The sequence below is a fragment of the Paenibacillus sp. 8b26 genome, from assembly GCF_050626875.1.
In the GTDB taxonomy this organism is placed as follows: domain Bacteria; phylum Bacillota; class Bacilli; order Paenibacillales; family Paenibacillaceae; genus Paenibacillus.
Window position 1 is genome coordinate 4,792,295 of record NZ_CP192445.1, and the last position, 14,644, is coordinate 4,806,938.

The 14,644-nt window shown below is 48.1% G+C and carries 13 protein-coding genes; 12 read left to right on the forward strand and 1 reads right to left on the reverse strand.

The features are described 5' to 3' along the window. Positions 1 to 23: 23 nt before the first annotated feature. Positions 24 to 545: a PRC-barrel domain-containing protein gene (locus tag ACQ4MX_RS22350; protein ID WP_430037507.1), complete on the forward strand. Its 522-nt coding sequence runs from the start codon at positions 24 to 26 to the stop codon at positions 543 to 545. Positions 546 to 555: 10 nt separating this feature from the next. Continuing rightward, positions 556 to 768: a hypothetical protein gene (locus ACQ4MX_RS22355; protein WP_013311529.1), complete on the forward strand. Its 213-nt coding sequence runs from the start codon at positions 556 to 558 to the stop codon at positions 766 to 768. A 213-nt stretch (positions 769 to 981) separates the two neighbouring features. Here the strand turns inward: ACQ4MX_RS22355 and ACQ4MX_RS22360 are convergent, their stop codons facing one another. After that, complete coding sequence (locus ACQ4MX_RS22360) at positions 982 to 2,955, reverse strand: methyl-accepting chemotaxis protein (protein ID WP_431087379.1); 1,974 nt, start codon at positions 2,953 to 2,955, stop codon at positions 982 to 984. Between the two features lie 209 nt (positions 2,956 to 3,164). Between ACQ4MX_RS22360 and ACQ4MX_RS22365 the strand changes: the two genes are divergently transcribed. From ACQ4MX_RS22365 to ACQ4MX_RS22410, 10 genes are all read left to right on the forward strand, one after another. Next, positions 3,165 to 4,232 carry an AI-2E family transporter gene (locus ACQ4MX_RS22365; RefSeq protein ID WP_431087381.1) on the forward strand — a complete coding sequence of 356 codons (1,068 nt, stop codon included), beginning with the start codon at positions 3,165 to 3,167 and terminating at the stop codon, positions 4,230 to 4,232. A 340-nt stretch (positions 4,233 to 4,572) separates the two neighbouring features. Further along, complete coding sequence (alaS, locus tag ACQ4MX_RS22370) at positions 4,573 to 7,206, forward strand: alanine--tRNA ligase (RefSeq protein ID WP_431087382.1); 2,634 nt, start codon at positions 4,573 to 4,575, stop codon at positions 7,204 to 7,206. 136 nt (positions 7,207 to 7,342) lie between these two features. Further along, positions 7,343 to 7,603, forward strand: coding sequence for an IreB family regulatory phosphoprotein (locus tag ACQ4MX_RS22375; RefSeq protein ID WP_007431624.1), 261 nt, complete (start codon positions 7,343 to 7,345; stop codon positions 7,601 to 7,603). 9 nt (positions 7,604 to 7,612) lie between these two features. Then, positions 7,613 to 8,029, forward strand: a complete 417-nt coding sequence (gene ruvX / locus ACQ4MX_RS22380; protein ID WP_014282932.1) for a Holliday junction resolvase RuvX — start codon at positions 7,613 to 7,615, stop codon at positions 8,027 to 8,029. Between the two features lie 13 nt (positions 8,030 to 8,042). Continuing rightward, on the forward strand, positions 8,043 to 8,345 hold the full coding sequence (locus tag ACQ4MX_RS22385; protein ID WP_013311523.1) for a DUF1292 domain-containing protein: 303 nt from the start codon (positions 8,043 to 8,045) through the stop codon (positions 8,343 to 8,345). Then, positions 8,342 to 8,647 (forward strand): DUF1292 domain-containing protein, encoded by a 306-nt coding sequence (locus ACQ4MX_RS22390; RefSeq protein ID WP_014282931.1) that lies wholly within the window; start codon positions 8,342 to 8,344, stop codon positions 8,645 to 8,647. The genes ACQ4MX_RS22385 and ACQ4MX_RS22390 overlap by 4 nt, the downstream gene beginning before the upstream one ends. A gap of 95 nt (positions 8,648 to 8,742) precedes the next feature. Beyond that, entirely contained in the window at positions 8,743 to 9,771 is a 1,029-nt protein-coding gene (gene mltG, locus ACQ4MX_RS22395) for an endolytic transglycosylase MltG (protein WP_431091386.1), read from the forward strand. An 11-nt stretch (positions 9,772 to 9,782) separates the two neighbouring features. Further along, positions 9,783 to 10,712: a peptidase U32 family protein gene (locus ACQ4MX_RS22400; RefSeq protein WP_431087384.1), complete on the forward strand. Its 930-nt coding sequence runs from the start codon at positions 9,783 to 9,785 to the stop codon at positions 10,710 to 10,712. Between the two features lie 32 nt (positions 10,713 to 10,744). Beyond that, the gene (locus tag ACQ4MX_RS22405) at positions 10,745 to 12,076 is read left to right on the forward strand and encodes a peptidase U32 family protein (protein WP_431087385.1); all 1,332 of its coding nucleotides are present in this window, start codon (positions 10,745 to 10,747) and stop codon (positions 12,074 to 12,076) included. A gap of 223 nt (positions 12,077 to 12,299) precedes the next feature. Continuing rightward, positions 12,300 to 14,549 carry a methyl-accepting chemotaxis protein gene (locus tag ACQ4MX_RS22410; RefSeq protein WP_431087386.1) on the forward strand — a complete coding sequence of 750 codons (2,250 nt, stop codon included), beginning with the start codon at positions 12,300 to 12,302 and terminating at the stop codon, positions 14,547 to 14,549. Positions 14,550 to 14,644: the final 95 nt, after the last annotated feature.

Genomic DNA, 14,644 nt, shown 5'->3' on the forward strand with positions numbered 1-14,644 from the left:
GCAGAATGAGGAGGTACCCTATTATGAAGCTTCAGGATATGATCGGACTTGCCGTTTTCGATGTAGAGGACGGGAAGCAGATTGGTAAAATACACGATTTTATGGTGACGGCTGATTGGAAAATTACAGGGATCGAGTTGGAGGGCAAAGGCCTTTTTTCATCTCAAGTGAAAATGGTGGCTTGGGATGACATCGTTGCTTATGGCGAAGATGCGATTATGATTCGCAATCAACAAGCTGTCCGTAAAACGGAGGCCAATGATATACAACATACGTATTTGCTTGGACCCGGTAAATTGAAGGATTTATCCGTGCTTACAGAGGAAGGACTTATGCTCGGACACATTTCGGATGTTTATTTTGACCAGGGAATGGGCAATAACATAATAGGCTTGGAAATCAGCGATGGTTTTGTATCGGATATTATTGAAGGGCGGAAATGGCTGCCCTGCACCGAAGAAATGTCCATCGGGGAAAATGCCGTTATGGTGCCCCCGTTAAGCGAGCAGCGTTTGGAAAAAGCCATATATTCTGTTAATGGATAGGGTGAGTTTATTGAGATGTCCGAATTGTAATTCCAAAGATATCGGCAAAATCGGCTCCCATCAATTTTATTGTTGGGGATGCTTCATCGAACTTCAGGTGAATGGTGAAAAAATGTCCGTCTACCAAGTGGAAGAGGACGGCACGCTCAGTTCGCTGGACGACCTGTTCTTTGGAGATGAAATGGCACAACAGGACCTGCCGCAGATCCATGCTTCTTCCTAAATTTAAACCTGAAGCGGGGACAGGCTGTCCATCTATATGAGGTGTGACTTACCGTTCGGCAGATGAACGGATCACAGATTGGACCATGCTTGATGAATAACGAAGAGGGTGACTCCCGATGGCTGTAGTAGCCTGGGAGTCACCCTCTTTTTCATGTAGATCCCTGTCTGGATGTATAGCATGCTGTTTATCTGTTTTTTGGGCAGAAGTGTTTTACAGCTTAAAGCGTTTAACCTCTTCCAGCAGCAGGTCTGCATGCGAGTCAAGCTTGGCGGAAAGCTGGGCAATATTGTTCATGGAATGCCCTTGCTCCTGCACGGAGGAAGCCACTTCCTCGGTGGAAGCTGCGCTTTGCTCAGAAACGGCGACCACGCTGGAAATGACATCGGAAATATGTCCGGCGTTTGTACGGAGATGGTCAGCCGCAGCGGATACGTCCTCAATCTGGGTAAGCATGTGCTGAGAAGCTCCCCGTATGGACTCGAACGCCTGTCTCGTAGCGGTAGCCGCATGCTCCTGTTCTACTGTTACAGCGAGAGCCTTCTTCATTTCCTCTGCGCTCCGCAGTCCCGCAACCTTGATTTCCTCTAGCTTGTGCATAATGCTGTCACTGGAGCTTCCTGCTTGTTCAGCCAGCTTGCGTACTTCCCCGGCAACGACGGCAAAGCCGCGTCCGTGTTCCCCGGCACGGGCTGCTTCAATGGAAGCATTTAGCGCCAGCAGATTGGTTTGGGCTGCGATATCATGAATGGCCCCGGCCAGCCGTTCAATATCCTGTGTTTTCAACGTGAGCGAGTCTACAGCTTCACCTACAGCGGTTGTTGTTTGTCTGGACTCGGCAGCAAGCTTCGCTTGACGCTCCGCTGTTTCGTACCCAGCCAGCACGGCAGAGTCTGTTTCCAGCACGGCGGTTTGGGTTCGCTTGACACTTTGGCCGATTTGGTCGATGGAGCCCGTCATATGCGATAGCTTTTCAGAGCCGGAATATACAGCCTCGGCCTGATCACTTGCTCCTTGGGCAAGCTCCTGAACGGCACTGGAGATTTGTGATGCGATGGTCCCGGTATCCTTGGCGTGCTGGTGCATGTCATGAGAAGCTGAGCTGACCTCGCCAGCCGTATCTGCCACTTTGCGCAGTAAGTGAGAAAGATTATCCGACATGATATTAAAATCCGTACCCAAGCTGGCAATTTCATCTTTGCCCTTAATATCCACACGTGCTGTCATATCCCCTTCAGCAATCCGCTTGACGTTCGCTTGAAGCCTCCGAATCGGCTTGATAAAGCTATTCGCCGCCCAGACCGCCAAAAGCATGGCAACAACGAAAATAATAGCTACAGTAATCAACAGTTGGTTACGAGTGGAGTAGTACTCCTGAAAAGCAATATCTTTTGAAATAGACAAACCTACGATCCAGCCTGTGCTGGGCATTTTCTTAAAATAAAGCTGGCGATCACTGCCATTGTAGCTATAGTCGGCTTTTCCCGAAGGGGCACTGAGCAGAGTGGCCGTTGATGAACCCAACTCGGGCGTATCCTTGAGATTTTTACCAGCCAGCTTGCTGTCCGGATGCGCGACCACGACTCCATTCTGGTCAATCAGAAATGCGTAGCCTAATCCGTTCAGGTTTATGTTTTTAATGATTTTTGTCATGTCGTTTAACATAATATCTTCACTGATCACCCCAGTGATAGAGCCATTGGAGTCCTTGAGAGGCTTTGCAATGGAAATGGTGAAGTCCTGGCTTCCTGCATCAATGTACGGTGAGGAATAATACAATTCCCCCTTGGTTTTGGCATCCTTGTACCACGGACGTGTGCGAGGATCGTAGCCCGCATCAGACCAGCCGGAGCCATCCCAGTAGGTTCCATCCTCAAATCCTGCATAAATGTTAGCGATACTTTGATCCTTATAGTTTTGAAAGGCCGCCTTTAGAGAAGCTATTTTGGCATCTGGTGGAATATTGCCGGATTCCAGACCTGCAGCTAATGTCTCGATAATTTTGGCATTGCCGCTTGTCCATCCGTCGAGCTGATTGACGGTTTCGGTGGCTTTACTGTTCATAAGCTCTTGTATGTCACGGTTGGCCTGATTTTTAATGCTTGTCATGCTAATGACGGACAAAGGTCCAGCTGCAACGATAACAATACAGGTGAAAAGGAGAATAAGCTTCATTTTTAAGTTCATGTAACGACCCCCGATGATTCAGAAATGTGAAAGCTCAAATAGTTCTTTGTACTTATATCGTCAGATAGAATGACTTTGTTAATCATTTTCAATTGTTTTCATTCTTTCTTCATAATCATTATTTAAGGCGCCTCCACAGTTATGGGAAGGATTAAAGTAAAGGTACAGGCATATACTGAATAGAGGCTAGTCCGGTAAGGGGGCACGGTATGGAGCAATTAACGAAAAGCAGGCTGTTCCGATACGGAATATGGACGCTGCTGGGACTTGTCATTCTATATTTTATCTGGCTGCTGCGGCCTTTGTTTTTGCATCTGTATGATTTTCTAAAAACAATTATTGCGCCATTTGCGGTGGCGATGATTATTTCCTATGTGCTTAATCCTGTGGTCAATATGCTGGGCGGACGCAAGGTACCTCGAAGTGTAGCCGTCCTGCTCATTTATGCCGTATTTTTGGGCAGCCTCGTCGTTATTCTGATGCACCTGATTCCGATGTTTATTGATCAACTGGATGAACTGAATGAGCATCTGCCTGAGCTGACCATACATGCACAGGGATTAATGACGAATATGGACGGGAGTATTTTACCCCAAGGGGTACGCTCAGGTATGAATCAGTGGTTTTTTCAACTCGAAAACCGGATGGCTACAGGCATTGCCGCTTTTATGGACAACATCGGCGGGATGATCAATATGTTGTTCAATGTGTTCATTGTGCCGTTTCTCATTTTTTATATTTTAAAGGATTTCGATGTGTTTGAACGGGCCATTGTGTCTTATCTCCCGCGATCGCGCCGCAAGGCCATTGTAACGGTGCTCAAGGAAATTGATCAGGCGCTCGGTAACTATGTGCGTGGACAACTGCTGGTGTGTGTCATTATCGGGGTGATGGCCTATATCGGATATATGCTGATTGGCATGCCTTATGCGCTGCTGCTGGCAGGAGTGGTGGCTGTGTTCAATATCGTGCCGTATTTAGGCCCGTTTTTGGGGGCTGCTCCGGCGGTCGTTATGGCTTCTACGGTTTCTTTTAAAATGGTGCTGCTGGTCGTAGTCGTCAACACCTGTATTCAAGTGCTGGAAAGTAACGTCATTTCTCCCCAGGTGGTTGGACGAACCTTGCATTTGCATCCGATTGCCATCATTTTCGCACTGCTGGTGGGCGGGGAAATAGCGGGAATAACCGGGTTGATTTTGGCGGTTCCGGTGATGGCGGTCTTGAAGGTGGCGCTCCAGCATTTTTTTGCTTATTACGTGAAGCGCAAAACGATCTGATTTCGTCCATATCCCCGTCTGAAATCGCGTTGACACGGCTAAATGACACGGATATACTGAATTGAGTATGTTTAAATGTGTTTATCCAGTAGGGAAAGCTCATTTCGGAGTGCGGGCTGAACCCGCCGGGATGCTCCCGTTACCAGTGAAAACAAGGCGATCGCTCGTCCGTTAATCAGATGTTGGGTGCGCAGCTTGCGCATGTAGCATTTCGTACAGAGGGGACGACGATAACCAGGGTGGTACCGCGATACAATCGTCCCTGATCCGTTCAGGGGCGTTTTTCTGTTTTTATGGCCTGTGCCAAGTACAAGTGACACTATATTAGGAGGCTACTTATATGAAAGCTAGTGAAATCCGCTCCAAATGGCTGGAGTTTTTTGAAAGCAAGGGACATGTGATTGAACCAAGCGCACCGCTTGTTCCACATAAGGATCCTTCCCTGCTGTGGATTAATGCGGGGATGGCACCGCTTAAGCCTTATTTTGACGGACGTGTGAAGCCTGAAAATCCGCGTATCGCCAATTCGCAAAAATGTATTCGCACGAACGACATTGAGAATGTCGGTAAAACGCGCCGCCATCACACCTTTTTCGAAATGCTCGGTAACTTTTCCATTGGTGACTATTTTAAGGAAGAAGCCATTACATGGGCATGGGAGTTTCTGACGGGTCCAAAGTGGATCGGCTTTGACCCGGAGCGTCTGGCTGTAACCGTGTATCCTGAGGATGAAGAGGCGTACAAGCTGTGGAACGAAAAGGTAGGGCTGCCTGCTGAACGTATTATCAAACTGGAAGATAACTTCTGGGATATCGGCGAAGGCCCTTGTGGACCTTGTACGGAAATTTTTTATGATCGCGGCGAAGCTTACGGCAGCGACATGACGGACCCTGAAATGTATCCGGGCGGGGAAAACGAGCGTTATCTGGAAGTATGGAACCTCGTATTTTCACAATTCAACCATAACAAGGATGGCAGCTACACGCCGCTTCCGAACAAAAATATTGATACAGGCGCCGGATTGGAGCGTTTTGCATCCATTTTGCAAAATGTGGATTCCAACTTCGATACGGATATTTTCCAACCTATTATTCAGAAAACAGCCGCTATGGCAGGAGTCAAATATAACGAAAATGTGGACAGCGATGTGGCTCTCAAAGTGATTGCCGACCATGTTCGTACCGTAGCTTTTGCGATTGGTGACGGTGTGCTGCCTTCCAACGAAGGCCGTGGTTATGTTATCCGTCGTTTGCTGCGCCGTGCTGTACGTTACGGAAAAATGCTGGGTATGAACCGTCCATTTATGTTTGAACTTGTGGAAACGGTGGGAGATGTCATGGGCGTGTACTACCCTGAGGTGGTGGACAAGCGTGATTTCATCATCAAGGTGATCAAAACAGAAGAGGAACGCTTCCACGAAACGCTAACGGACGGATTAGCTATTTTGGCTGATATCAGTGCTCAGGCAAAAGCGGAAGGTCGTGATGTCATCAGTGGAGCGGACGCTTTTAAACTGTATGATACGTATGGTTTCCCATTCGATCTCACCGAGGATTATGCGGACGAGCAAGGCTTAAAAGTAGACCGTGAAGGCTTTGATGAAGCGATGCAGGAGCAACGGCAACGTGCGCGTGACGCTCATCAGGACAATGCCAGCATGAAGATTCAGGGTGGAGCCTTGTCTGACCTGGCGGTTAAAAGCGACTTTGTTGGATATAATGACCTCATAACCGAGTCTAAAATTGTGGCTATTGTATATGAAGATGTGCTGGTGGATAGTGTTAGTGAAGGACAGACTTGTCAGGTTGTGCTGGACGTGACTCCCTTTTATGCTGAAAGCGGAGGACAGGTCAGTGACCATGGCTTGCTGCGCGGGGGTACGGTAACGGCGAAGGTCGAAGGGCTGTTCAAGGCACCGCAAGGCCAGCATGTACATCAGGTCGTCGTGGAAGCCGGTGAACTTAATATTGGCGATACGTTGAAAGCGGAAGTGGACCAAGTATCTCGCGGTGAAATCGAAAAAAATCACACGGCTACGCATTTGCTTCACAAAGCACTTAAGGAAGTACTGGGTGACCATGTCAATCAGGCAGGTTCACTGGTGGAGCCTGGGCGTCTACGTTTTGACTTCTCCCATTTTGGAAGCATTACGCCGGAAGAACTGGCGGATATTGAGCTGCGTGTAAATCGCGCCATTTGGAGCCAGCTGGATGTAAATATTGAACTGAAACCGATTGATGAAGCCAAGGCTCTTGGGGCGATGGCGCTGTTCGGTGAAAAATATGGCGATATCGTACGTGTTGTCAAGGTAGGCGATTACAGCATTGAGCTGTGCGGCGGCTGTCATGTGAGCAATACCTCACAAATCGGATTGTTCAAGCTTGTCAGCGAGAGCGGCATCGGATCGGGTGTTCGCCGTATTGAAGCGGTGACCGGCCGCTTTGGCTTTGAATATATAGAAGGCCAGTTGGAACTGTTAAAAGTATCGGCAGGTCTGGTGAAATCCAAGCTGTCCGAGGTGCCAAAACGCATTGAATCCTTGCAACAGCAAATTAAGGACCTCAGTCGTGAAAATGAATCGCTGCAAAGCAAGCTGAGTGTTATTGAAGCGGGCCAGTTGACCGATCAGGTCGTGCAAGCTGGCGGAGTACAACTGTTGGCTGCACGTGTACAGGCTTCCAGTATGGATGCGCTGCGTGCGATTGCCGATGAGCTAAAAGGCAAGCTTCCAGCTGCTGTGCTGGTACTTGGGGCTGCGATGGACGACAAAGTTAATTTTGTCGTAGCTGTACCGGCAGAGCACACCAAGGCCGGGCTTCATGCAGGCAAGCTTGTGAAGGAAATTGCTGCAGTATGCGGCGGCGGCGGCGGCGGCCGTCCGGATATGGCGCAAGCCGGAGGCAAGGATGCCAGCAAGCTGGACGAAGCGCTCGTGCGCGCCCGTGAATTGGTAGTGGCGGCTACTCAAGGATAAAGTTCGATAATTTTTGCGGAATTTTGGAAAAAACCGAACTTAGACATTTCCTTGAATGGCTCTGCTTATGGTATGATGTATAAGAATAAGCTGGCATAAACATGTACACATGTTTTGTGGAAGCGAGGTGTCAACAGTGGATTCCATGGACAAAACGGTCAAATTTAATGTCAAGGCGGATGAGAAGGAAGCTTCTGCTCAGGAGATTTTGTTGACCGTATATGATGCTTTGGTGGAAAAAGAATACAATCCGATCAATCAGATTGTCGGGTACTTGTTGTCAGGTGATCCGGCTTATGTGCCACGGCATAATAATGCCAGAAGCCTGGTACGAAAAAAAGAACGTGATGAATTGATTGAAGAGCTGGTTCGTTTCTATCTGGCCAAGCACCGTTAGGAGACAGGCATGAAAGTAATGGGATTGGATTACGGGGACCGCCGAATTGGGGTCGCCGTAAGTGATGCCTTCGGCTGGACCGCCCAAGGATTGGAAGTCATAGAACGACGTGGTGACGACAGTGAGTTCGGTAAAATTGCAAATCTGGTCCGTGACAATGAGGTTGGCGAGGTTGTAGTAGGCTTGCCGAAAAACATGAACGGCACCGTGGGTCCACGCGGTGAGATTTGCATTGAGTTTGCGAACCGACTCAAGGAGTTACTGGGTTTACCCGTTCACCTTTGGGATGAACGGCTGACGACGCGTTCGGCAGAGCGCACGCTCCTGGAGGCCGACGTCAGCCGAAAAAAACGCAAGCAGGTGGTAGACAAACTGGCCGCAAGCCTGATCTTGCAAAACTATTTGGACGCACACAGTACAAGGTGAGGGGGATTTCGTAATGGCTGAAAATCAAGTGGGTATGGAAGAAGAGCCGGAAATTATTTACATTGCCGATGACGAGGGCAACGAGGAAGAGTTCGAGGTCATTATGAAGTTTGAGGTAGACGGTTCCGAAGCGAAGTACATGATGGTTGCGCCAGTGGACCCTGAAGCCGACGAGTCCGATGTGTACGCCTTCCGTTACGAGGAAGAAGGCGATGATATTAAATTGTTTGTGATCCAAGACGATGCCGAATGGGAAATCGTTGAAGAGACCTTTAATACATTTGTGGAAGAAGAGGAAGAGGAAGACGGGAAATGACGAACTATTCACGTGAAGACTTGAGCTGGACCTCTGATTTGAAGGAAGCGTTCGGCGGCGATGTAGAGCTACAGGATGAACAGGGCCGTGCAGTACGCATGGAACTGGAAGCAGAGTTCAAGGTAGGAGAGCAACGGTACGCCGTATTGCGCAAACCCGGAGCTGCTGAAGGCGAGCATGAGCTGTACCATGTGAGCCCATCCCCGGAAGGCGATATTTCCATCACCACGATTGAGGATGACGATGAGTGGGAAGATATTTCCGAGCTGTATGATGAATGCACACTGCCGGAAGAGCTGTAAGGTCTGGATAACGAGGAGATCAAACCTGAAAGGGCGGACCAGTCCGCCCTTTTTGGCTGTGAAGGAGTTGGGTGGAATTGAAGCGAAGGACGACGTTGGTTACGTTGCTTCTATTGTTTGTGATCATAGCAGGCGGAGCAACTCTCTATATTTGGAATGCCATGCAGCCTGTCCAGACGAAGACGCAGCCGGTTGCATTTACAGTAGTGAAGGGAATGGGTACATCCGCTATAGCAGATACGCTGGAGCAAAAGGGACTCATACGTAATGCGCTCGTATTTAAGGCCTATCTTAAATTCAAACAGCAAGGCAGTGCGTTTCAGGCCGGAAAATATGAGGCACAGCCCGGTGCTACCTTTGATCAGTTGATTGCCAAGCTATCGGCAGGGGACGTTGTGAAACAGGAAATGATCCGTTTTACGATACCGGAAGGATTTACGATCAGACAGATGGCTGATAAGCTGCAAAAGGAAGGACTGGCGGACCAGAAGCAATTTTTGCAGCTGGCCAACGATCCGTCCGCTTTTGACGTCGCGCTGGTGCGGGACATTCCAAAGCAGGCGGGGCTTCGCTATGCGCTAGAAGGCTATCTTTTCCCGGAAACCTATGAGCTGAAAAAGGGCAGTACGACCAAAGATATTATACAGGCGATGCTGGAACAGACGCAAAAACGTCTGGAGACCGTTCCCGATTTGGACGCCAAGCTGAAACAGCGGGGGGAAACGCTGCATCAACTGCTGACCGTTGCTTCTCTGGTGGAGCGCGAGGTCGTTGTGGATAATGAACGGCCTGTCGTGGCTGGCGTTATTTATAACCGGCTCAAGCAGGAGAAGAAGCTGGAAATTGACGCTACCGTTCAATATATGCTGGACAAGCAAAAGGAACGGCTTTATTACAAGGATCTGGCTGTAGAAAGCCCATATAATACGTATTTGCATCAGGGGCTTCCACCGGGGCCGATTGCAAGCCCCAGTCTGAAATCAGTGGTAGCGGCTTTACAGCCGAACGCTACGGATTATTTATTTTATGTGACCAAAAAAGATGGAACGCACGGACATTTGTTTGCCAAGACATATAAAGAACATTTGCATAATATTCAGGTGAGCAACCGTAAGACAAATTAGGAGGTGAGCCTATGGCTTACAAACCCGAACTATTGGTAACTGCCAGCTCTCCGGAGGATGCCCGTCAAATGCTGGAGGCTGGAGCGAGCGCATTACTTATTGGAGATGACCGTTTCGGAATGCGGTTACCGGGAAATTTTACACCGGATCAAATCCGTGAGGTTGTAGAAGAAGCTCGGAAGCATGCGGCCCAGGTGTATGTATCCATGACCAATTTGATGACGAACGAGCTGTTGCCGTTCCTTCCCGAATATGTGCAGACGCTTGCTGAATGCGGCGTAGATGCCATTGAGTTTAATGATCCGGCCGTATTAATGGCGGTGAAGGAATATGCGCCCCATCTGAAGCTGTTCTGGAACGGTGAAATGATTTCCACCAACTTCGCAACCGCCAACTATTGGGGAGAGAAGGGGGCTTCGCGTGTCATTCTGGCTCGTGAGCTCAGTATGGACGAAATTACGGAAATGGTGCCCAAGCTGAACATGGAGGCACAGGTTCAGGTACATGGCATGACCAATATTTATCATTCCAAGCGCAAGCTTGTACAAAGCTATATGCTGCATCAGGGACGTCCGGTGGAAGGTGATCTGGGCAGAGAGCGTGGCTTATTTTTGATCGAAGCAGAACGGCAGGAAGAGAAGTTTCCGATTTATGAGGATATCAACGGAACGCATATTATGAGCTCGGACGATTTTTGTATTATGGAGGACCTGCATATTTTGATGGAGGCAGGCGTGCATAGCTTTAAGATCGAGGGCTTGTTGAAGCCTACGGCTTATAACGCGGCAGTTGTTCGTGCTTATCGCAAGGCGATGGATACTTTTACAGCCGATCCGGACGCTTATGCTTATGATGAAAGCTGGCTGGATGAGGTTCGCCGTCTTCAAGATCCTGAACGGGAACTGTCCTTCGGATTTTTCTATAAAGAACAGGTTTATTAATTTGAAAATGAGTACACAGAGGGGGGAACGTCATGGGAACGATGACCAAAACGAGAAAGTATATGGGCAAGCGGAATCGTCTGGATAAGCCGGAGCTGCTGGCTCCTGCCGGAAATCTGGAAAAGCTGAAGTTCGCTATTCACTATGGCGCGGATGCCGTGTACATTGGTGGACAAAAATACGGTCTGCGCTCCAATGCCGATAATTTCAGCTTTGAGGAAATGCGGGAAGGCGTAGAGTTCGCGAAAAAATATGGTGCCAAAGTTATTGTTGCTACCAACATCTATGCGCACAATGAGGATATTGCGGGGATTGAAGAATACCTGCGTAATTTGCACAAGGCGGGTATTCATGCTGTCATCGTCGCTGATCCTGCGATTGTATCTGTGGCATTGCGTACAGTGCCGGAGCTGGAAGTGCATTTGAGCACTCAGCAATCGACGCTGAACTGGCAGGCGGTAAAGTTCTGGAAGAATGAAGGACTGCCGCGTGTGGTACTGGGCCGTGAGACCAGCCTGGAGGAAATTGAAGAAATTAAAAAGCATGTGGACATCGAAATCGAAGCCTTTGTCCATGGTGCGATGTGCTCTTCATTTTCCGGTCGTTGCGTGCTGTCCAATCACTTTACGGACCGGGATTCCAATCGTGGGGGCTGCTGTCAGTCCTGCCGCTGGAAGTACGACCTGTTTGAGGATGCCCGTCAAGACGAGGTGTGGATATCTGAAGAAGAGGCGCAGGATAGTAATGTGCTGAAGCAATTCCAGCTTGGCGTTAATCAGCTTCCACTGTTTGAGGAAAATGATAATGCTTTTTCCATGGGCTCTAAGGATCTTTGCATGATTGAAAATGTCCCTGATCTGATTGACGTCGGTGTGGATAGCTTCAAAGTAGAGGGGCGTATGAAGTCCATTCACTATGTGGCTACGGTTGTAAATGTCTATCGTCAAGCGATTGACTCCTATATGGCTGATCCTGAAAATTATGTGCTCAAGCCGGAATGGATTGATGAAATTAACAAGGCGGCCAATCGTCCGCTGAATACCGGCTTTTTCTACGATACACCGGATCATGAGGATCATATTTATGAACCGGAAGAAAAGGCTGCGCCTTATGATTTTGCCGGACTGGTTATGGACTACGATGCTGAGAGTGGTATAGCTACCATTCAACAGCGTAACCATTTTAAACCGGGACATGAAATTGAATTTTTTGGTCCGAACGGTACGTTTTTTAAACAAACGGTCAGAACGATCTGGGATGAAGAAGGTAACGAACTGGATGCTGCCCGCCACCCGCTTCAACGGATCAAAATGAAGGTAGATCAGCCTGTATCTTATTTTGACATGATGCGTAAAAAGAAGTAATTAAGTCTTAAGTCTTGGATAAAAAGATTCAAAAGCCTCTCCTATCGGTTGGAGGGGCTTTTTTTTGAATACTTTTCTAGGAAAAAAGTTTCATAAAATTTAGTGGGAGTTGAAAGGAAAGCTACATTCCTTGTCGAATAGTTCCGATAGATATGATATAGATAATAGATACATAACGGATACGTGGATCAGGAAACTAATTATAGGGTGGTAGGTGAGAGAGATGGGTTTTTTGAAAAAAGAGGGGAATACAACGAAGAAGCAAGCAAAAAAAACGACTATCATTAAAGGTATTAAGGGCAGCAAGGCGACAACGGCTAAAGGAGACAGAGCAGCGGAGACGTCTTCGAAGGTTGTTCCCTGGTTGGCTAAGGCTACTCGTGTAGGCGCATACAATTTAAAGCGCTTACTCAAGCCGGAAAAGTACAGTAAGGATTTTATGCATTTGGTCAAAAACTATAATCCGGTTCGTTCGGTAGGTATGAAGCTGTTTTTGATCTTTTTTACAGCGATTATGTTGTTTGTGATCAGTCTGGGAATGATTTCATATTTTAAAGCTAAAAACACAATTGAACAAAATGCGGCTACCGCATACCAGCAAACGGTTCAACAAACGGCAGAGAAGTTGGATATCATTTTGGAGCGCTTTCAAGATACCTCGACGCAGGTGTTTTTTGATACTGAATTAAGTGATCAGCTACAAAAGGCGGCAAAGCAGGAGAAAAATTCGTTTGATTCATTTGTCGCTATGGGTGAAGTAAACAAGAAGTTAACGAATATTGCATTTACAAACAAGGAAATTGATTCGCTTTATCTGTATCCAGAACAAACAAATCTGGCTGCTATGGGCACAGGAACACAAAAAGATGTGCGGCAGGAAGCATGGTTCAAGGGTATTTTAAAAAATAAAGGGATCGTCTGGTTGCCTACACAGGAAAATGAAAATGGCAGCAAGACGTTTCGTCTGGCTCGTTCCATGAACAGCATGTCGGGCTTGGGCGGGACTTACGTCTTGGTCATGGATTTGAAGTCCAGTGCCGTGGATGATCAGTTGAAGAGTATTGATTTGGGCGCGGGCAGTATGATTAGCCTTATTACACAGGATGGCATTTTTATAGGCTCCAACATTGATGCTCTGGCAGGAGGGAAACAAAAGTTGGATTACGTTTCACAGCTCCAGGGTGTTGAAGGAAATCAAATTTTGGAGCAGTCCGCAGATGGGAAAGTGCAAAATGTGCTGGCCGTGCATAATACACTGGGCACCTCCAAATGGATTCTCCTGGGTGTCGTACCTGTATCTGTGCTGGTTAAAGATGCCGAAGGGATTTTAACGGCGACCTGGATTTTTGCTGCGGTGGCGGCACTGATCGCGTTGTTCATCGGTTTGTGGATAGTGCGCCTTGTGGCTCTCCCTTTAACGCATTTAAAGGATCTGATGCTGGAAGGAGCCAAAGGCAATCTGCAAGTTCGTACCAACTACAACGCGCAGGATGAAATCGGGCAGTTGTCTGTAAGCTTTGATACGATGATGGAGCAGATTACTTTGCTGGTAGATCAGACGAATGTTTCAGCTCAAGAAGTGCTGGATACAGCGACGGAACTCAGTAATGCCTCGAAGAAAACAGCCATCTCAGCTAAGGAAATTGCAGCGGCTACTGAGGAGATTGCTCACGGATCTGCCAGTTTGGCGACAGAGGCTGAACGTGGCAGCGGACTGACAGGAAACATATCACAGCAAATGGATACGGTTATAGCTTCCAACCATGAAATGAGCAAGGTTGCACACGAGGTCGAGCAATCCAGTGAACAAGGAACGGTTCAACTGAAACACCTCCTGAGTAAGACCCAGGTCACCGAAGAAACGACGCATGCGCTTGTGAGCAAAGTAGACAAGTTGAAGGAGACGACTTCCGATGTCTTCAAGGTGCTGGACGTGTTACAAGATATTGCGAAGCAAACAAATATTTTATCGTTGAATGCTACGATTGAAGCGGCAAGGGCTGGAACGGCAGGGCGTGGATTTATGGTGGTGGCCAATGAGGTTCGGCAGCTGGCTGAACAATCACGTCAAGCCATTCGCACGGCGACGGGAATTATTAATAACATCGTCGGTGAGATGAATGAGACGGTTCAGGCGTTATCGGAGGTGTACCCACTGTTCCGACAGCAGATGGGAGCGGTACAGGAGACGACGGACATTTTCCAATCGGTACAGCAGCAAATGGGAGAATTTGCGCTTCGATTGGGTACGGTTACCTCATCCATTCAGGAGCTGAGTGAATCGCAGGCGATCTTGTCGGAGGCGATGACCAGTGTGAGCGCGGTAGCGGAACAATCCTCCGCCACTTCGCAGGAAGTCGCTTCTCTCAGCATCGAGCAGGCAAATATCGGGAATCAGCTGGTAGGATTGTCTGATAAGCTGGAAGGAGTATCGACGAATTTGAAGGAGCAGCTTTCGCGGTTTACCGTGTAAAGCATGGGTCTTCATAAATTGTAGGAGCTTGCTCTCGTTTACAGGATTATCTTGTTATATGAATTTATTGTTTACCCAGAAGCCCTTTCCTTAGC